The sequence below is a fragment of the Methanosarcina soligelidi genome (assembly GCF_000744315.1).
Taxonomy (GTDB): domain Archaea; phylum Halobacteriota; class Methanosarcinia; order Methanosarcinales; family Methanosarcinaceae; genus Methanosarcina; species Methanosarcina mazei.
Genome location: NZ_JQLR01000001.1, coordinates 3,530,166 through 3,549,181, shown reverse-complemented (window position 1 = coordinate 3,549,181; position 19,016 = coordinate 3,530,166). Strand labels below are relative to the sequence as shown.

General features: G+C 41.0%; 14 protein-coding genes and 7 tRNA genes. 6 read left to right on the top strand and 15 right to left on the bottom strand.

What is annotated here, in order from left to right; translation table 11 throughout:
• Window positions 1-38 precede the first annotated feature (38 nt).
• The 5 genes from brxC to purD all read right to left on the bottom strand — a co-directional run bounded on the left by brxC (window position 39) and on the right by purD (window position 7,717).
• Window positions 39-3,677, bottom strand: coding sequence for a BREX system P-loop protein BrxC (brxC, locus tag M886_RS15230; RefSeq protein WP_048037387.1), 3,639 nt, complete (start codon window positions 3,675-3,677; stop codon window positions 39-41).
• Between the two features lie 123 nt (window positions 3,678-3,800).
• Complete coding sequence (locus M886_RS15225) at window positions 3,801-4,373, bottom strand: DUF1788 domain-containing protein (protein ID WP_011032107.1); 573 nt, start codon at window positions 4,371-4,373, stop codon at window positions 3,801-3,803.
• Between the two features lie 711 nt (window positions 4,374-5,084).
• Window positions 5,085-5,169, bottom strand: a tRNA-Leu gene (locus M886_RS15220).
• Window positions 5,170-5,338: 169 nt separating this feature from the next.
• Window positions 5,339-6,247: an ornithine carbamoyltransferase gene (argF, locus tag M886_RS15215; protein ID WP_011032099.1), complete on the bottom strand. Its 909-nt coding sequence runs from the start codon at window positions 6,245-6,247 to the stop codon at window positions 5,339-5,341.
• Between the two features lie 168 nt (window positions 6,248-6,415).
• The gene (gene purD, locus M886_RS15210; RefSeq protein ID WP_048051436.1) at window positions 6,416-7,717 is read right to left on the bottom strand and encodes a phosphoribosylamine--glycine ligase; all 1,302 of its coding nucleotides are present in this window, start codon (window positions 7,715-7,717) and stop codon (window positions 6,416-6,418) included.
• Window positions 7,718-8,183: 466 nt separating this feature from the next.
• Here purD and M886_RS15205 point away from each other — a divergent pair, with 466 nt between their 5' ends.
• Complete coding sequence (locus M886_RS15205; RefSeq protein ID WP_048051435.1) at window positions 8,184-8,495, top strand: carboxymuconolactone decarboxylase family protein; 312 nt, start codon at window positions 8,184-8,186, stop codon at window positions 8,493-8,495.
• 276 nt (window positions 8,496-8,771) lie between these two features.
• On the opposite strand, the gene pyrE is transcribed toward M886_RS15205, so the two are convergent.
• Together pyrE and M886_RS15195 are read right to left on the bottom strand one after the other, a co-directional pair.
• Window positions 8,772-9,335: an orotate phosphoribosyltransferase gene (pyrE, locus tag M886_RS15200; protein WP_011032096.1), complete on the bottom strand. Its 564-nt coding sequence runs from the start codon at window positions 9,333-9,335 to the stop codon at window positions 8,772-8,774.
• 89 nt (window positions 9,336-9,424) lie between these two features.
• Entirely contained in the window at window positions 9,425-9,973 is a 549-nt protein-coding gene (locus M886_RS15195) for a CDP-2,3-bis-(O-geranylgeranyl)-sn-glycerol synthase (RefSeq protein WP_268745888.1), read from the bottom strand.
• A gap of 258 nt (window positions 9,974-10,231) precedes the next feature.
• Here M886_RS15195 and M886_RS15190 point away from each other — a divergent pair, with 258 nt between their 5' ends.
• From M886_RS15190 to M886_RS15180, 3 genes are all read left to right on the top strand, one after another.
• Window positions 10,232-11,221 carry a cytochrome c-type biogenesis CcmF C-terminal domain-containing protein gene (locus M886_RS15190; RefSeq protein ID WP_011032094.1) on the top strand — a complete coding sequence of 330 codons (990 nt, stop codon included), beginning with the start codon at window positions 10,232-10,234 and terminating at the stop codon, window positions 11,219-11,221.
• Between the two features lie 60 nt (window positions 11,222-11,281).
• Window positions 11,282-12,343, top strand: coding sequence for a cytochrome c biogenesis protein CcsA (ccsA, locus tag M886_RS15185; protein ID WP_011032093.1), 1,062 nt, complete (start codon window positions 11,282-11,284; stop codon window positions 12,341-12,343).
• Window positions 12,344-13,404: 1,061 nt separating this feature from the next.
• The gene (locus M886_RS15180; RefSeq protein ID WP_015410893.1) at window positions 13,405-13,800 is read left to right on the top strand and encodes a hypothetical protein; all 396 of its coding nucleotides are present in this window, start codon (window positions 13,405-13,407) and stop codon (window positions 13,798-13,800) included.
• Between the two features lie 822 nt (window positions 13,801-14,622).
• Here M886_RS15180 and M886_RS15170 read toward each other — a convergent pair.
• The 8 genes from M886_RS15170 to M886_RS15140 form a co-directional block, all read right to left on the bottom strand.
• Window positions 14,623-14,835: a MoaD/ThiS family protein gene (locus tag M886_RS15170; RefSeq protein ID WP_011032091.1), complete on the bottom strand. Its 213-nt coding sequence runs from the start codon at window positions 14,833-14,835 to the stop codon at window positions 14,623-14,625.
• Entirely contained in the window at window positions 14,832-14,960 is a 129-nt protein-coding gene (locus M886_RS19410; protein WP_015410890.1) for a hypothetical protein, read from the bottom strand. The genes M886_RS15170 and M886_RS19410 overlap by 4 nt, the downstream gene beginning before the upstream one ends.
• Window positions 14,961-15,447: 487 nt before the next feature.
• Window positions 15,448-15,519 (bottom strand) — tRNA-Gly (locus tag M886_RS15165).
• An 11-nt stretch (window positions 15,520-15,530) separates the two neighbouring features.
• A tRNA-Phe gene (locus M886_RS15160) sits at window positions 15,531-15,605 on the bottom strand.
• 61 nt (window positions 15,606-15,666) lie between these two features.
• Window positions 15,667-15,740, bottom strand: a tRNA-Val gene (locus M886_RS15155).
• 65 nt (window positions 15,741-15,805) lie between these two features.
• Window positions 15,806-15,877, bottom strand: a tRNA-Gly gene (locus M886_RS15150).
• A gap of 12 nt (window positions 15,878-15,889) precedes the next feature.
• Window positions 15,890-15,964, bottom strand: a tRNA-Phe gene (locus tag M886_RS15145).
• A 125-nt stretch (window positions 15,965-16,089) separates the two neighbouring features.
• Window positions 16,090-16,163 (bottom strand) — tRNA-Val (locus tag M886_RS15140).
• A 548-nt stretch (window positions 16,164-16,711) separates the two neighbouring features.
• Here M886_RS15140 and M886_RS15135 point away from each other — a divergent pair.
• Complete coding sequence (locus tag M886_RS15135) at window positions 16,712-17,320, top strand: MBL fold metallo-hydrolase (protein ID WP_048051433.1); 609 nt, start codon at window positions 16,712-16,714, stop codon at window positions 17,318-17,320.
• A gap of 360 nt (window positions 17,321-17,680) precedes the next feature.
• A complete protein-coding gene (locus M886_RS15130; protein ID WP_048051432.1) occupies window positions 17,681-18,997 on the top strand; it encodes a methanogenesis marker 16 metalloprotein in 1,317 nt (438 codons plus the stop codon).
• Window positions 18,998-19,016: the final 19 nt, after the last annotated feature.

Here is a 19,016-nt window from a genome sequence, read left to right as displayed (position 1 = left end):
ATAAATTAGTTTCAATAAAATTAAAAAGAGGGTGTAATTCACACCCTTATGTTCTTTTCCTTGAGGATTCCCATCAATTTTTCTCTGAGCTGTGTAATATATTCCTCAACATCTTCTTCGGTTTCCAGCATTTTTCCACATCTGAAAAATGCTATATTGCTGATAACTTCAGTATTTCTCTGAGGGGCCGCCGGAGGAACAATTTTTGTTTCTGCTCCTGTGTCGTGGTCCACAGATTTTGTTGCCGGAGTTCCCGGATTATCTAAAGCCTCAGGTCTTGTCTTATATTCATTCTTCTTCTGCTCTTCCCGGATAGTCTGCCTTTCCCGGTCCATCTGCCTGTAAGCTTCTACCCTCTGAGAATTTATAATCTGAACCTGGCTCTGGACAAGAGCACAGTCCTCAGCATCTTCTATCGTCCTTTCTATCACATTGAAGAGCCTTAGCACTGTTTCCTTGAAATCGTCAGAAAAGATTTCGTCTGAAAGCTCCCTCTCAAGCTCTTTTGTAACAGCATCAAGGTTATCTCTGATCTCTTTTTTCCGGGCAGAAAGGGCATCCTGTATTGCAACTTCTATCCTCTTCTTCAGTACTGGGAGCTGGCGGATCTGAGAGTAGGGTTCTTCCATGTTCAAAATTCTGTTAACTTCTTCAATATCTGCTCTTGTTTCTTTACTGAGGAACTGGATATTTCTGGAGTAATCCCTGTACTTATGGGCAAGCCTCCTGAAGATCTCAACCTGGGAGCCGTTAAAGAAGTTCTTCACAGGCTCTGCATCGGCGTGCAGCTCTTCAAATTCGGTTTTTCGTAAGGCTGCAGCTCTGAAAAAAGATGAAGGGTCTGAGTTTTCTGTCAGTTCTTTCAGGAATTTCCTGTAGGCTTCTATCCGGGCTCTACCAGGGAAGCTCCCTTCTTCTTCATATCTTCCTTCGATTACCTGCAGAGCTGAAAGCTCTTCCCTGAATATTTTCTCTGCAGTTTCGTAGAGTTCGCCTTCTTTTTCCGGCAGGCTCAGTTTTTCGAAAAGGTCGGAAAGGATCTTCTTTACGGTTTTGAGGTCTTCTTCTCCGGTCTTTTCCCTGATTTCTATGACCACTTTGTCAGCTTCATCCCTTCTTGTCAGGTGCTTTGCCGTAGCACTCGCATCATTAAACAGGTACTCGGACTGGTAGCGAAGTTTGATCTCTTCTCTAAGGTAAAGAATTGCCACAAGCCCTGAAATCGTCATTTCTTTCCAGCCATAGGGCTTCTTCATGAAGCGTTCCTTTAAATCGCTTAACAGGACCCTTCCGCTTCTCCCGTACTTCAGCTGGATGTAGTCAAGCATCTCCTTTAATGCAAGCCTGTTTATTTCACTGCCTTCAACTCCGAACCTCTCAAGGTCGTCCGAGCGCAGGACTCTGAGCACTTCGCTATCGTTTTCATAGTCCTTTATAACATATCCGGCTTTGTTGTAAACGTTCTGTATAAGTAAGTCGAGCCCTTCCTTTATGCGCTCTTTAGGGCTGGATTTCTCAGGGATTACTTCCTTGTTGTCAACAAAAACCCTTGAATCCGAGACCCCTTTCTGGACCAGTTCCAGGGCTTTTGCTCTTGCACTGTTAGCATTCTGCTGTTTTGTGGAAAGAATATTCTGGATTTCCACATTGTTCCGGTTTGAGGAGTTTTGCTTGAGATACTTCTCTATTTTCAGGTAAGACCTTATCTGGTCGATCAACTCGTCTTCCGGAAGTATGAAAAGCAAGGTGTCCGTTGAATCTATATTGCTTAAATTCTCGCCGCTCAGGGACTGCTGATTTCCTTTTTTACTGTTATACTGGTCTGAAAGAGGGGTCAGGAATTTGATTGTAAGGTCTGCACCTGTGACAGTCTTCTCCCTGTTATCAATAGCTCTGTTAAACTTGTAGTCCTTATGAGATGCCGGGCAGATCCCCTGTTTCTGCTCATAAAGCATCGTATGGATCTCTTCAAGGATCTGGTGCTCTTCGATTTCTACCCTTTTGATGTCCTTGTTAATCTCTTGCTCCTCATTTGTCAGGAAATAATACTTGTCTTCGGACTTGTTAATCAGGTTCTGGTCTTCGAGTTTCCGCAGGGATTCAACGATTCTTTCTTTCAGTTTGAGCTTATTTTCATCAACTGAGGAAATGGAGAGTACTATCAGGTTGTCAAGGTTAGGCTCAATTTCCGGAATACTCCTGATCATAAACAGGATTTCCAGAAGTTCGCAGTCTTTGTCATTAAGAAAATCGTTCTTCCGGGCATGGGAGATTGTTCTTGCGATAATCGGGTCAAGGAAGCCTTCAATAGTCTCATAGAAAGCATGGAAAGGAATCAGCATCCCTACATTGTTTTCGCAGTAGTTCTCGGTAGACTCTTTAAAGGCGCTGAGCATCGACCTTTCCCCTTTTGCCAGGTGTTTGCCCGTAAACCCTGTTTCTCTGATCCTGTCAAAGACCTTCTGCACAAGGTTGAACTGGTAGGGGACAAAAGGATATACGTTTACAAAGTCATCTTCGTTTTTGTAGACTTTAATTTCAGCCCGGTTTGAAAAAGCAAGCAGATTTCTGAGTATTGTCTGCTTTTCAGCATAGTAAGAAGCCAGAACGTCCCTGTATTCCTCTTTCTTATGCAGAATCCTTTTCTTGATAACCTCGTCCACATTAGCGCTGGTAAGTCCCAGTCTGGTGTTAAAACGTCCCTGAATCTTGGAAAAGTCGTAACTTTTCACGTGTTCCTTTGTAACAGTATCAATATCAGCCTGTGAAGTGACTGCAACCCAGGCTTTTCCCCTTAGTTTAGTCCCAAGTTCTTCCACAATGGTCTGGAGGTTGAGCATCAGCTCGCTGTTTTCTCCTATATACTGTCCCACTTCGTCCACCAGGAAAATTATCTGATGGTCTTTTCCTTTCGATTTGCAGTACTTATCGAGCTTATTTGCAAATTTCTCAACGCTAAAAGTATAGCCTGCTCCATCGTTTTCAAACAGCCTGGTAGCAGCTTCCTTACTCATGTGGCCACAGTTTTCGAGAGCTTCTATAATATCGTCCTGCTCAAAACTATAGGTAACTCTTCTTTCTTCCCATGGATCTCCGTTTATGAGCTCGAATTGGGTTTTAAATGCTTCATAAAGCCCTTTTTCTTCAAGGTCTTCTTCAAGGTCTGCGATCCAGAAAACATCCCCCAGGTACCCTCTCATATCATTGAAAGCCCTCATGAAGATATTTACAATCTGTTCGTCGCCTTTGTTTGCAGTGTTTGCTTTGGAATCAATATTAAAGAGAATAACATCTTTGGTGCCTGTAGTAACGGCTTTTTCGATATTGGCAAAAATAGCGGGGTCTGTTATTTTTTCCCTGAAAAATTCGAGTGCCGTTTTCCCATGAACTTCCCTATTTGCCAGTAAATATGAAAGGATCTTGAGGAAATGTGATTTTCCTGAACCGAAGAACCCTGAGATCCAGACTCCTATTCTGTCTGTGGGTTCTTCAAGTGCTGCAGCATAATTTCTGAAAAATGTATCAAAATGCTTTCTGGACTCCCCTGTTACCACATACTCATCAAGTTCGGTATAGACGCTCCTTTCGTCTTCCTGATCAACCTTTATTACCCCGTTGATATCTCTTCGGATATCTTTTTCGAATAAATCTTCTATTTTTATTTCTGTGGCTGTCATGTTTAGCACTCTGAATAAATATTAGTTTGAATTGAGTTTCTATGTGAGTTAAATTTAAGATTCTGGATGTTATCTGAAAACCTGAAACTCTCCATAGAGTAGTCCCGAACAAATTTCTAAAATTTACATTGCCTCTGGCATCAAGCGGAAAGCTCTGTAGTAGTTCTTGCTTTTGAATTCTCCAAATAAGCTCAGGTCAAGCCCGCTGAATTTTCCAGGATAAAACATCACAAGAGGCTTTTTACCTGTAACGGAATGAAGGTTATTAAGGACAGAATGAGCTCTGACCATTGGCCAGGCATTTCCCACTCCTGTCAGGAAAATAATATCATAGTTTCCCTGAAGTATCTCGGAGATTTCTTTCTTTGTAGCATCCTGGTTAAGAATAAGTCTTATCTTCTCAAGTAAGGCGTCTGAACCCTTTTTCCTTTCAAACTGGGTTATTTTTTCATCACTAAGCTTCTGACTTAGTATTTTGAGACACAGATCGTACAGGTTAATCTCAATTATTTTAAGAGAATATTTGGTCTCAAAGCCTGTAACCATCTTTTCAATTGTGTCTCTGACTAGAAGCTCTTTATCAGGCTCATAATCAAATATCCAGTATGGGATTTCATTTCCCAATCCTTTACATTCCAGAAAATCCGTTGTTTTTATCTTTTCTTTAAAGAGTTCCAGACGCTCTTCAAGTTTCATAAATTTAGAATACAGCACTATCTATAAATCGGTTATTATTTTCAGCCAGTACTGTATTATCTTTTTTAAGCTTCTGAGTCAAAAGTCTCAGTAAGCTGTTTTAATAGATTAATGTTCAATGCAGGTGCAAGTAATGGCATCTGCACCAACCCACCTGTTCCTCATGCAACTGATAACTACATGCATACAGGTGACGGTTTTTTCTCTCAGAGCTTCATCAATTGTACACATTCTATCGAAAAATTTCTGGCACTTTGGAAAGGAAGCAGTCCCATGGGTGGAATATACATTCTTTCAATATTTACAAATAATTTAATTCAAATTCTTTATAGAATGTCTATATGTGTAAACTGCAAACCCTACTTATATTTAAGAAAGTATTTGTTAGTGTGGACGGGTGTAGAGCAGGTCGTTTTCAATTGCACTTCTAGTTCGAGAGAAGAGATTCGAATATCTGAACTCCTTCGCGATAAACAGTCTTTTGGAAGCTTATGGTTCAGTTTTTATACAGAATGCTGATTCAAAGGCATCTGAGAAAATAGTTCAGAATGGATTAAAATAAATAACTAAAAGAGAGTTTAAATGCGAGGGGTGGGATTCAAACACACGAAATCCTTCGATAACAGATCTTAAGTCCGTTGCTTAAGAGATTAATCTTGCCACAACTCACAAGAAGCTTTATAAATCATAGAATTAATCAAAAAAATTAAGTGCGAGAGGTGCGATTCGAACGCACGAACTCCTACAAGACTGGACTCTGAATCCAGCGCCTTTGACCTGGCTGGGCAACTCTCGCACGATGTGGCTTATGTTCAGCAGCACATAGTAGTGCTCTTTGTTCTTATACTTTTTCCTTGAAAGCCTTCTCGGAAGGTGAAAAAACCCGATAACTTCTAATATATATTTATTTCATATGAGTCCTCTCAATCATAGAGGAGAAATATAGAGGAGAAATTGATGAAATTTTATCTCATCAATTTCAGGATAAGGGCTTTCTGCGCGTGAAGGCGGTTTTCTGCCTCTTCGAAGATCACGGAGTTTGGGCCGTCCATAACTTCGTCCGTGATTTCAAGGCCTCTCCTGGCAGGAAGGCAGTGCATTACTATTACATCCGGTTTTGCGACTCCGAGGAGTTCGGTGTTGACCTGGAAAGAACCAAAATCTTTCAGGCGCTTTTCCTGCTCTGCTTCGTCCCCCATGGAGACCCAGACATCAGTATAGATTATATCTGCGTCTTTTGCGGCAGTTTTGGGGTCATCTGTTATTGAGAATTTGCCTCCCAGGGCTTTCGCTTTCTCGAGGAACTCGGCTCCGGGTTCGTAACCTTCAGGGCAGGCAATGACAAACTCCATTCCCATGATTGCAGAGCCCAGGAGGGCGGAATTGCAGACATTGTTCCCGTCTCCTATCCAGGCGAACTTCAGGCCTTCAAACCTGTTTTTATATTCCATGATGGTCATGAAATCGCCAAGGATCTGGCATGGGTGTTCCCGGTCCGAGAGGGCATTTATCACGGGTATGGTCGAGAATCTGGCAAGCTTTTCCACGGTGTCGTGGCTCATAACCCTTGCCATGATCCCGTGCAGGTATCCGGAAAGGGTCCTCGCTGTATCTTCAATTGTCTCGCCTCTTCCTACCTGGATATCCCTGGAGTTAAGGTAAAGGGCGTGTCCTCCGAAATCGCTCATTGCAACCTCAAAGGATACCCTCGTCCTTGTAGAGGATTTTTCGAAAATCATTCCAAGGCTTTTGTGCTTCAGGTACTCGGTAGGTTCTCCTGCCTTACGTTTTTTCTTCAGGTCCGCTGCCGATTCAAGGAGTTCGTATATCTCCTCCCTGGACAGGTCAGTTATAGAAAGTACATCTCTCTTCATCGTCTCAAATCCCGACTTCTTTACGGCTGAGTTTAAACTTCTGGCTGAAACCAAACTTTAAATCTGGGCTTTATTTCCAGGCTCTGTTTTATTTCCAGGCTTTATTATTACTGCATAGTACTTATTTACACATATTTAGATGCGGCACTTATGTATAGTTTTTAACAATCAGCCTCTAAGTTCTTTCATATGGTCTATTCTTTTCTGGATAAGACTCGCTGTGCCTATATCTCTCCTGAAGAAAAGTTCACCCTGAATATTTTCAAGAGCATTCTGAGCGACTTTCTCTGCAGCCTCTATTGTTTCTGCACACCCGACAACAGCAACGGCGCGGGAAGCAGTGGTGTAAATTTTCCCTTCTTTTTCATACACACTTGCATAGTAAACTGAAGCTTCCCCTATATCTCCTACAATTACTTCGCTGTCTTTTTTCGGGTTATCCGGGTAGCCTGCAGGAACTGCGTATTTGCAGACCGTAGCTTTCCTGCTGAACTTCACAGGCAGGTCGCCAAGGGTTCCTTTTGTCACGGCAGACATTATTTCTATAAAATCGGTCTCTATAAGGGGGATAACGTTCATGGCTTCAGGGTCTCCGAACCTGGCATTGAACTCCACGACTTTGGGGCCTCTGGATGTAAGGATAAACTGCCCGTAAAGAATCCCCTGGTACCCTGTTCCGGTTTCCTCACAAAGGGCTGTTACTGTATGCTGCATAATCTTTTTTGCCTTACCGATATCTTCCGGAAGCATGAAAGGAAGGATCTCTCCTGCATCTGTGTAAGAGCCCATGCCGCCAGTATTTGGCCCGAGGTCCCCTTCATAAGCCCTCTTATGGTCCTGCACTGCAGGGAAAAAGGCAAGGTTCTTTCCGTCAACAAAAGCCTGGAGGGTAAATTCTTCTCCTATGAAACGCTCCTCAATAACAACGGGTCCCTTTTCCAGAAGCTCGCTTGTGTATTCCCTGGCAGCTTTGATGTCAGGTAGCTGGTCGCCCATGACTTTTACACCTTTGCCACCTGTAAGTCCCGAGGGCTTAACTGCAACGTCACCAAGTTTTTCAATGAAAGCGTGTGCAGGAGCTTCTTCCGTAAAAACCTCATAGGCAGGGCAGCCTTCGATCCCGTATTTCTTCATGAAATTTCTTGCCCATGCCTTGTCAAATTCAATAACAGCACAGGCCTTTTTAGGTCCTACAACGGGAATTCCGGCATCCCAGAGGGCATCTGCAACTCCTGCTGCAAGGGGAGCTTCAGGCCCCACAAAAGCCATTTCTATCTTTCTGGCTTTTGCATATTCGACAACTTTTTCAACCTCTGTTTCTTTTTCGAGCAGGAAATCCTCACAGAGGGCGGCAATTCCCGGATTTTTCTTTGCCATTAACGCATAAAGGATGGGGTTATGCTTGCTTTTCTTAATTCCTTCGGCAATGGCGTGTTCCCTTCCGCCGCCGCCGATAAGCAAAATTTTCATTTTCATTCTCCTTGTTCAAAAAAATTTATTTTTCAATTGAAATTTGTTCTCAATACCTTTGAGGAAATATCGTGAAAAAAAAGGTAATGGATTATGGAACTCACAAGACCTTTCTTTCAATTTAAAAATATTTTCATTTTTATAAATGATATTTTTAGCCAGCAACACAATAAAGGATTTCCTAATTCTCTATTTCTTTTGATAAATATCTTCTCATTGTTAAGCTTCTTATTTATATAAAAATCCTGCAAGTTTTAATTTCTCTTTAGAGTTCTGTTTTTTATCTTCTTTAATAACTTTCTCTTAATACTTTTTATCAGTTTAGAATTGGAATAATCACACTTTAAGATTATCAACTGAAAGCAAAAGTAGAAACATTCCAAGTATCTATAAAAACATAAAATCTAATTTATCTGAGATCTACTAAATATAAAAAATGAACCAGATTCTTCAAAAGGTGACATCTATGAATCAAAATCCGTATGGGATCTTCCAGAACGAATGCCCGGAAGTTGCAGCACGTTTTAACGACCTCATTGAAGCGCAAAAGGCTTTAAAAGGTCTCGATGCTAAATCAAAGCAGCTAATCAACATCGCTATCCAGACAGCTAACCGAAACCCAAGAGGTGTGCAGATGCATGCCATGATGGCAAAGAACGAAGGCGCAACTCGCGATGAAATTGTCGGCGCTGTGGTATTAAACCTTCATCATTCCGGTTTTGCATCAGTTCTTGACTGCCTGCCTGCTGCAATAAAAGGTTTTGAAGGTGAATTTTAAATGTTATTATTATTATTATTATTATTATTATTATTATTATTATTATTATTATTATTATTATTATTATTATTATTATTATTGTAATATTACAATATTACAATATTACAATATTATTACAATATTACAATATTATTACAATATTACAATATTACAATATTATTATAATATTACAATATTATTATAATATTACAATATTATTACTGTTATTATTATTTCAATTTATAAGGATCCTAATTTTATTAAATAGAGATTCAGGAAAGTGCTACTGCACTTTCTTTATTTTAACAGGTCGCTTGCACTTACAAGAGGCACAAGTTCGACATCTGCTTCTTTCAGTTTTTCCCCTGCCCCTTCTTCTCTGTCCACTACTGTGATAACGTATTTTAAACTGGCTCCTGCTTCTCTGACAACCTCGATCGCATCTCTCACCGAGCCCCCGCTGGTTGTTACGTCTTCAAGCATTACAAGCCTGTCCTCGGGTTTCAGGTCTCCAACAAACCTGCTTTTTGTGCCGTAGTCCTTGACGGATTTTCTCACAATCAGAAGTGGGAGTTCAGTCTCCAGGGAAACAGCGGTTGCCAGAGGGACTCCTCCGAGTTCCACACCTGCAACTGTATCCACATCCATTTCTTTTATCCTGAGGGCTGCCTGCCTGGCAATTATTTTCAGGGTTTTCGGGTCCGTGCTGGCTTTCTTGATGTCTATATAATACTTGCTTTTCTTTCCCGAAGCAAGTGTGAAGTCCCCGTAACGGACAGCTCCGCAGGCTTTCAGGGCTGCGATAAGTTCCTGTTTCTGTTGTTCAAAATTATTTCCTGTTTCTGAATTTGTTTTGCTCATTTTCTCACCGGTATTTGCAGCCTTATTAATGCTATATGTGTTTTCTTAGATTTTTCCTGTAAGGATATTATTAAATTCCCCGGAAATTTTCACCACGGTTCTTTCTTTACACCTATAAAATATCCGATTATGTTTGTCGTAAGATGCAGGAGAGGCGTTATTATAATAACTGTAAGCATAATTCCCGGGGTGAAATTGCTCAGGAACCACTCAGGGGCAGCAAGGTATGTAAATACCCAGGCTCCGACCACAAAGTCAAGCTGGTCCACGAGAGGCAGTGACGCTCCCCTTTTCAGTCCCATTCTGCGTTTGAAAAAGCTCTTGAACATGTCCCCGAAAAGCGCACCTGAAGCAAGGGCAAGCACAACTATCAACGAACTTGTATAATCCGGGCCGAATCCGGGCATTTCGATTCCCAGTATCTCAAACCCTCTGAAACTCAGCCATACCTCAACACAGCCTGCAAGAAACCCGCAAAATATGCCTGAAAAGAGCCCTCTATATGTCTTTCCGTCTCCGAGGATCCTTCTCCCGTCTTTATATGTCCTGCCTCCATCAATCGGTTTTCCGCCCCCGAAAACAGCTGCGAAGGGATTGGAAAGGTAAGCAGGGATCATCAGCCAGAACGCTTTGATTATCAGCTCTATCGTGGTATCATCTCTTTAATTCCTTGTTACTTTTTTCCGGGGCAGAAGTTAATCCTTCCCACACCCTTATCCATCTTATTTTTTTCTTCATAGCCAGCAAAAGATGGAGTAATTAAACTCTCGCTGTTTTCTTCAGAAATCCTTTATTTTCATGTATGTTTAAATAATGGGCTTAAGTAAATATTATCCCTATTTAATTGTATTTATTTTATTAAGTTGTATATTTTATTCACACTCTCAAGGTTTTTTATGAAAAGACTGAATGATATTCTTACACTGCGAAACACTCTATTTGCTACAGTCTCGGTGCTGACCCTGCTTGCCGCCCTGATCACGATGGGGCTTTTAACCCCTTTTATCGTCAGGCTCGGTACAGGAGAAGAAATTCTTCTTGATGCCGCTTATTTTAATTTGCGGGCAGCTCTGCCCACTCTTGCCCTTGTAATGCTGCTCACCCTCTGCCTCCTCATAAAGAGTGCAGGGAAAAAGGCAGGCCTCCTGGTATTTGGGCTGGGAATTGCAGGGTCCGCATTTTCGGCTGCATTTTCCCTGTTTTCCAGTCTGCCTGTTAATATTTCTTTTCCGGTCCTTATAGCGGCATTTTTTGCAGTTGTATACAGACTTCTTTCTTTAAAGGAAAAAAGCCTGAAAGGAATTCTCCGGAAAGCAGGGCCTCATATTATCCACCTGGGGGCAGTCCTGCTCCTTGTCGGGATCATATTCAGCACAAATATGAACCTTGAGGATTCTGCAGTGGTACCTGTCGGAGAAATGGCTACTTTTAAGCCTATGGGTTACAGCGTCCTTATCACTGATATAATATCCGGGGTCGAAGGGGAACCCTATGGCGGTCATTCTGGTTCTTCTTACGTAAGCACGATTTATTTTGATGTGTACAGATGGGGGCAGCCTTTTGACAGCGGGCAGGTAAGGTATATAAGCGACTTTAAATGGCAGCAGTCCTACACCGAGACCTATATCCGCAGGGGGCTTCTGGAAGAACTTTTTATCGCCCCTAAATCCATAGACACGGAAGCACGGGCCGTGGAACTTTACATTCGAAAGGTGCCTTTTATGAGCTCTCTCTGGGGAGGGTTTTATCTGATGGTGCTGGGAGTTCTGATCCTTTTCATTTCGGGTTCTCTGGAAGGGGAAAAAGCACTCCAGAAAATGAGCTTTGCGGAAACTGTCCTTTCGAAAGAGCTTCCTGAGGAAATAAAAACGAGAACTGAAAAATGAAATTAAATAGAACCGGGCTGGTAAAACAATGCATGACACGGGTGTGCAGATGGTGATTGTATGAATACTGGAATGGGGCTCATCTGGATAGCCGGAGCTTCAGGGCTGCTTGCTTTTTTTACTTCCCTGCTTTACTTCTTGAAGCAGGATAAAAAATTTATGATCCTCTCACAAAAACTGGAATTTGCAGCAGGAGCAGGAATAATCATTGCGATATCCCTGCTTGTTTATCACTTAGTTGGGGTTGATACCGAATACGGTTATGTTTTTCAACACTCCAGCGCTGACCTCGCCTTGAAGTACAGGTTCTCAGCACTCTGGGCAGGTCAGGAAGGGTCTTTTCTGGTCTGGACAGGCTTTATCTTCATAATGATTGCAGCCACGCGTTTCACACGAGCAGGAAAAGTACTCGGAGAGACGGAGCTTTTTGCACTTATGAAGTCAGTTTCCCTATTTGTAGCTTCTGCATTTTTGCTTCTTCTGGTATTGAAAAATCCTTTCTCAATGTATTATCTAACATGGGCAGGAGTGCCTGAAGTTACAAACTGGAATCTGTTTGCAGAGCCTTTTGTTGCTTCTTACGGACAGGGCATGAACCCTTTGCTCAGGAACTTCTGGATGGCCATACACCCCCCTCTTCTGTTCCTTGGCTATGCAGCTTTTACCCTTCCTTTTGCTGCTGCAATTTCAGGTCTTATCCTCAGGGACAGCAGGTGGCAGGAATTTGCAACCGGATGGATGCGTGTTTCCTGGTTCTTCCTTACAATGGGGATAGGTTCTGGAGCCTTCTGGGCGTATGAGGTACTTGGCTGGGGTGCCTGGTACTGGACCTGGGATCCGGTCGAGACTTCCTCGCTTATCCCCTGGCTTACAGCAACGGCTTATCTGCATGCAAAATTACGGTTCCGCAATGATGAGTACGGCTTCATGCTCCCTATGCTTGCCCTTGTTTCTTTTATTCTGGTAATTTTCTCGACTTTTGTCACAAGAAGCGGGCTGTGGGTATCTGTCCATTCATGGCAGGACTTCACAGCAGAAGGGATGGTTATTGCTCTATTCCTGATTATTATAGCGGGTTCAAGCACAATTCTTCTGGTCAGAAAGTATTTCAGTGAGGATTAAATAAGCAGCCCAGGTAATGTATTGTGAGGAAATTCTCTGGGAAGCAAGTTCACTTGAAAATAAAGGAGATTAATTGAGAAGTGAAGCATATTAATCGAAATCAAAAAAATTAATTGAAAAGTAACTGGAATTGATTGAACATTAAAGCAAATTGATTGAGAATCAAAGCAATAATTGAAAACCAAAGCAGTTAATTGAAAATCAAAGCAATAATTGAAAATTAACTGAAATTAACCCTGGAAAAGATTCCTTAAATTTTGGCTTCATGAAGCTCTTTATTGAGTTTTCTCCCTTTTACAGATCTTTAATTTTTTAACTCTTTTAAGTTTTTTAACTTTATCCCAATTGGGCGCTTTCAGGATAAGACCTCTTAAAGATCGAGAAGAATGTTTCAGATTCACCCGTTTTTCTGGCTAATTGTCTGGTCTGTCTGAAACCGGGATATAAACATTTCTAAATTATCTTTGACGTTTTATTGTCAGGATTTTTGCCTGCAATTTCTTTTATCAGTGCAATTATAATATTTTTGTTGTGATGCCTTCAGGTTTTTATCCGGGTCATGGGATTATTATGTTTCATATAATTAATTATTTTTTCATAAGTTCTAATGTCAGGTGTAGTTGAAAGTTTTTCAATTCCTTTTTAATATATACAACTTTAAATAGTATGAGTACATTATTAAATGTTGGAAATGAATAACCTTCTAATTATATACGTATACAGGTTTAATTACTGAACCGGTACGTATTTTCCCATCAATTTCACAAAACGGTTCTCTGGTGGTCGGTTATGAAAATGTACTGTATTTGTTTTTAATAACCGGTTGTTGGACTTAAAACGTAAACAATCCGCTCGATTGTGAAAAAACGCTTTTTATTTCATTCAAAGTTTTAAAACGGGATAGACTACCATATAAATATTTATATGGAGTAAAACTTTTGAAGTCGGAATTAGCTTTAACAGGTGATTATGAAAGCTACCTTTTAAGGTCTGAATTATAATTGCCTCCAAATTCTTTAACTGACAAAATAAATTATAAAATAGACTATGAAGGGGTTATCATGAAAGACTATGAAGTAAAAGTGCTGGACGAAAACGACCACATTTTTATTGAAACGTTACGAAATCTCGGGATGTCGAGAAACGTTGCCACAACTATGGCATATCTTATGAATGTTGACGAAGCTTCATCCCGTGAAATTGAAATCAGTACCGGACTGAGACAGCCTGAAGTCAGTCTCGCTATGAGGCTCATGCGCAATCAGTCTTGGGTCAACGTACGCTCGGAAAAGAAACCCGGTAAAGGGCGCCCAATAAAGATATATTCCCTTGCAGCCCCTGTTGATGAGATCATAAGCTATTATGAAGATAAAATCTACAAGGAATCTCAGGCAACGATCTCAGCAATTAAAAAACTGAAGGTTATGAGCAAAAAGGTGCCTCTTACTCCCAAGTAAGTAACTCAAAAGGGTTAGTCCATAATGGCTGACAGCCCTTTCGGGAATTCACCATTATGGAAATCAAATCCTTCCATAATATATTTATTTAATTTTTCTTCTTTCTGTTTTCCCATGATATTCAGTTTTTTCGTATCTTTCAAGTTCTTTTCTTTAATTTCTTAGATTTCTTCTCTTTGCTTTCTTAAATCATTCTTTATTTTCTTATACCCTTCTCTCTACTTTCTTAGATCCTTTCCTTTGTTTTTTAAACTCTCTTCTTTAATTTATCATGTCCTATTTATTATGTTCTTTCCTTCACTTTCCAGGGTTTTCTTACAGATGTTCTCGATATGGTTCTCATCGGTATTTTTCCTGGTTACCGAGATTATTGATTCCACTAATAAAGTCGATAACGCGTGGTTGGATCTAATGTTAAATCTAAAACCTGAAGCTGAAAGGCCCACATTGTTAATGACTGCTATAAAAGGAAGACCTCGCAGAAAATTGATCTCACAGAAAACTGATATTGCGAAAGTAAACTTAGAAAAGTAACTTTGTAGAAAATTGATCTTGCAGAAATAATCTTGCAGAAATAATCTTACAGAAAATAATCTTACAGAAAATAATCTTACAGAAAATAATCTTACAGAAATAACCTCAAAGAAATACTCTTACAGAAATAACCTCAAAGAAATAACCTCAAAGAAATACTCTTACAGAAATAACCTCAAAGAAATAACCTCAAAAAAATAACCTTGCAGAAAAATAACCTTTAAAATCTCTCTAAAAAGGGGGAAAAATAAGTCTCAATAAAGAAGGGGCACTGCCCTTAAGGGCAGATCATCCACCTGTTACAACTTTTAATATCGTTAGTTTATCAGAACCTATAGCCCCATCAAGGGGAACAGCATTCCCTCCATTTAATACAAGTACTGTTTCCTGATTTATGTTCAGCTCATCAAGCAGGTCTTCGTAGGTGGCTGTTTCAGCCACTTCTACGGTCTGCTCGACAATCTCTCCAGCTTGAATAGTTATGTGTACTTTTTTACTCACTCTAGTGTTCCACCGCCGCTTACCTGAATTTCGTCTACGATTTCCTTTATTAACTTCTGCTCCAGTTCATATTCTTTTCTAACGCCTTTCCTTTCTGCATTTCTTTTCTGGAACTTTCCTGTCATGGTTAAATCTCCTTACGATTTTTCAGGTTGCAACTTAGTGGGTATAATCTCTTCCAACAAACTCTCTTGTCTTTTCGAGATGTATATCCAATAATTATAATGATCTTTTGTTTTAATTAAGCTTTTGGTTAACGAACTTTTAGGTTAACATTGTCTTGTTTTCATATCACATTGGCGTATTTCTTCCTTACTTCTTAATATTTTTATCTGTTAACAATGCAACTGATTACGTTTGAATGATTAACCTTCTATGCACAAAACTTTCTATTCTCTCTAATAACTAATAATATTTGATCCGGAACAGGTTATCTTATTAAAAGCTGACATTTATTGTGATATCTTTAATTGTTTATGACCTGAATATCCCTGCTTATTAATCTTAGTGGATAAATCCGGACAAAAAGCACACAAATCAAAGAAAAAAGTTAAATGATAATTGGAAAACTAAGGAAAAAAGATTTGATCATAAACATGGTCAATAAAATTATACACCAGCCGGGATTCGAACCCGGGTTCGAGCGTTGGCAACGCCCGGTGATGACCGCTACACTACTGATGTTCCCTGTTTTTTGGTGCCCAGACCCGGATTCGAACCGGGGACAACTGCCTCTTCAGGGCAGCGCTCTCCCACTGAGCTACCTGGGCAGGCAGATATGGCAGTAACGTGATAAATGCAGGTTCACTGCCTGATTAATATTATTTAATATGGGCCCGCTGAGATTCGAACTCAGGACCTCCGCCATGTCAAGGCGACGTCATAACCGTCTAGACCACGAGCCCTATGTGATGTCTTATATTCCCTATAACAAGATACATACTTGAAATAAGGATAACTAAAAAAGTTATACACCAGCCGGGATTCGAACCCGGGTTCGAGCGTTGGCAACGCCCGGTGATGACCGCTACACTACTGATGTTCCCTGTTTTTTTGGTGCCCAGACCCGGATTCGAACCGGGGACAACTGCCTCTTCAGGGCAGCGCTCTCCCACTGAGCTACCTGGGCAGGCAGATCTAATACTGCAGGTTCCTCTTCAAGAACATATCTTAAAAGAACTGGCAGTATTTTCGTTTTTCGCTTCCCAGAAAAAACTCTGGAAAGGTCCTGACTGTTTTTTCTAAATTCTTAAGTGGGCCCGCTGAGATTCGAACTCAGGACCTCCGCCATGTCAAGGCGACGTCATAACCGTCTAGACCACGAGCCCTCTACAATGTGTATTGCTTCCGTTTCTCGCACGGAAGTGCAACACCATAGTACGCATCATCATTTATATAAGTTTTGGGTGGTTCAGGCTTTTTTTGCTGGATAGAGTCCTGATAAAGCAAAATATCTTGCACTGTTTTGTAACCGATTTATCCATCGATGTGAAGAATGCTAAAAATTAATGCAAGAAAGCGTTGAAAATACAACTGTTTAATAAAGGTAAATGGAGAGCCGGGCAGAGAGCTATTTTATGAAAAACTCAATAATAGGGACGGCTAATTATCTGTTTCTCCATATTCACCGGGGGAATTTCCAATATCTTTAAACGGAACAACCAGGCTAAAATGTGGCAGCATGAATGATAATAGGCCAGAAAGTGACAGGCCAAATATTGAAAGATTAAACATTGAAAGATCGGATACTTATAGATCAGACAGTGATAAATCATACACTAAAAGACTGGATACTGATAAGCCTTACAGTATTATTACTGTCCCAATGGGTCATTCAAACTCTTACCTTATAGTTACAGGAGGTTAGGGAATTCTTGTGGATGCGGGACACCCTGGCAAAATCAAGAACCTCCAAATTGCTCTTGAAAGAAACCACATTAATTTTACCGATATAGTTCTGGTAGTCCTCACCCACACTCATTATGATCATGTGAGTTGCCTTGCCGAAATAAAAGAAAAGAGCGGGGCAAAAATTCTTGTTCATGCAGAGGAAAAAGAATGCCTGGAAAAGGGTACAACTCCCTTTCCTGAGGGCACTTTATGGTTCTCAAGAATCATTTCCCGGATAGGAAACACCTTCATGTTATCAAAGTCAAGATACAAGCCTGTGAGTTCTGATATTGTTGTAAATGATAAATATGATCTGGACAGGTATGTCCCTCACGCAAAAATCATCTCAACTCCAGGCCATACTGCAGGCTCTATCAGTCTTGTTATTAAAAATGAGGTTGCATTCGTTGGTGATACTCTTTTTAATGTCATCCCAGGGACAATTTTCCCTCCTTTTGCAGATGATGTACCTAAACTTTTAAAGAGCTGGGAGTTATTGATTGATTCGGGGTGCAGGACATTTTATCCAGGTCATGGCAGACCTTTAACTTTCAAGAAATTGAAAGATTCCTATGGGAAAATTATTAAAAAATGAACTGGCACCCGGCACCCTTATTTATATTTATATTTATATTTATATTTATATTTATATTTATATTTATAGCTTAATTAACCGGGCAGTGTATTAGAAATTAAAAAACGAAGCCTTTTCTTCTTACCCTTTAGATTCTTCTTATTCTGATTTTGTTCACCTTTTAATTCTGCTCATTCTTCTAATATAGTGCTTCGATTTCCTGAGTATCATCAGTTTTCCGAATAAACACCAATTTTCCCATCTGGCTGAATACACTCCCATGTACTCTGCATCCAGTTAACCTGTCTCTAAATGAATGGTAAATAGATGGCATCATTCCATCTAAAATATGATGAATACGTTATCTGCGCTGAGGGTAACATGAACGGAGCATCTGCTAATATAGAAGAACACAGGACTATCCTGGAAATTCAGGCAAAAATTGATGCCGGAGAAGCCGTAGTCTTTACAGCTGAAGAAATCAGCTCCAGGATCAGGGCAGGAGAAGAAATAGGGCTCGAAGATGTCGATGTTGTAACCACCGCCACCCGCGGAATCATGAGCGGAACTTATGCAGTTTTCTCATTCAAAGTCTCAGAACCTGACTCTTTTATAAAAGCTTCTGAAGTTTTTCTGAACGGTGTGCCGGCAGTTGTTGGGCCGTGCCCCAACGAAAGGCTCGGTGTCCTTGACATTATAGTACTCGGGACAGCTCACAGTGTCTCAGATCCCCGTTACGGAGGTGGGCATCTTTTCCGGGACATGGTTGAAGGAAAAATCATTCGCGTTGACGTAACCACAAATGAAGGCAAGTGTTTCTCCGTAGATACCTGCCTTTCTGAAATCCCATTTGCACGTCTTTATGCAACCAGACATGCATTTAAAAATTACAGAGCGTTTGTAAATCCCGGTAAGGACCCTATCAACACTATTTTCCATGCCCTGCCTTTTGAAGGGGAGTTCAGGGAGATGACTTTCTGCGGTTGCGGAGAGTTGAACCCCATTGAAAACGACCCCGGACTCGAGACAATAGGGATCGGGACAAGAGTTCTGATCAACGGGGCTGAAGGTTTTGTCACAGGCCAGGGCACTCGCAGCGTTCCTGATAACCCCAACCTTACCGGTTTTGCGGATCTTCATGATATGGTCCCTGAGTACATGGGAGGCTTTGTAACTTCTGGAGGCCCTGAAATTATCAATACGTGGGCTGTCCCTATCCCTGTACTTTCCAGGAGTATGCTGGAAAATATCCTTAAACTGGACAGCCAGATCCCGCTCAAACTGGTGGACGTAGCGGGCAGGATTCCCCTTTGCGATATAACATACGGGGACGTCTGGGATAACGCAGACCTGAGAGTAAAGTACGATCCAGGAAAATGTATTAACTGCAAGGTTTGCCCTGTGGCTGAGGCGTGTCCAATGGGCGCAGTAAGCAAAGAAGAAAACGGAGCTGAACATAACCCTGAACTCTGCTTTAACTGCGGGCTCTGTATTTCAAGGTGCAGAGGGGAAGCCTTCAGGGCAAACCTGGGTACTGTCAAATGTGAAGCCGGAGGTTGTCTCAGAGATATCAAGGTAACTCTGCGCCAGTCTGACCGTGCAAGGGCAGTAAAAGCCGCACAGGAACTTAAAGAACAGCTTCTTACGGGAAGGTTCAGGCTCACAGAACCGGTTGACAAAATAAGCTGGAGAGAATAAAGGGTTAAAGAATAAGGCT

Bases quoted from the DNA above. Each gene is read 5' to 3' on its own strand.
- M886_RS15180 (WP_015410893.1), top strand. From the start codon at position 13,405: ATGAAAGACTATGAAGTAAAAGTGCTGGACGAAAACGACCACATTTTT.
- M886_RS15130 (WP_048051432.1), top strand. From the start codon at position 17,681: ATGAACGGAGCATCTGCTAATATAGAAGAACACAGGACTATCCTGGAA.
- purD (WP_048051436.1), bottom strand. From the start codon at position 7,717: ATGAAAATTTTGCTTATCGGCGGCGGCGGAAGGGAACACGCCATTGCC.
- M886_RS15225 (WP_011032107.1), bottom strand. From the start codon at position 4,373: ATGAAACTTGAAGAGCGTCTGGAACTCTTTAAAGAAAAGATAAAAACA.
- M886_RS15205 (WP_048051435.1), top strand. From the start codon at position 8,184: ATGAATCAAAATCCGTATGGGATCTTCCAGAACGAATGCCCGGAAGTT.
- argF (WP_011032099.1), bottom strand. From the start codon at position 6,247: ATGAAGAGAGATGTACTTTCTATAACTGACCTGTCCAGGGAGGAGATA.
- M886_RS19410 (WP_015410890.1), bottom strand. From the start codon at position 14,960: ATGACAGGAAAGTTCCAGAAAAGAAATGCAGAAAGGAAAGGCGTTAGA.
- M886_RS15190 (WP_011032094.1), top strand. From the start codon at position 10,232: ATGAAAAGACTGAATGATATTCTTACACTGCGAAACACTCTATTTGCT.
- brxC (WP_048037387.1), bottom strand. From the start codon at position 3,677: ATGACAGCCACAGAAATAAAAATAGAAGATTTATTCGAAAAAGATATC.
- ccsA (WP_011032093.1), top strand. From the start codon at position 11,282: ATGAATACTGGAATGGGGCTCATCTGGATAGCCGGAGCTTCAGGGCTG.
- pyrE (WP_011032096.1), bottom strand. From the start codon at position 9,335: ATGAGCAAAACAAATTCAGAAACAGGAAATAATTTTGAACAACAGAAA.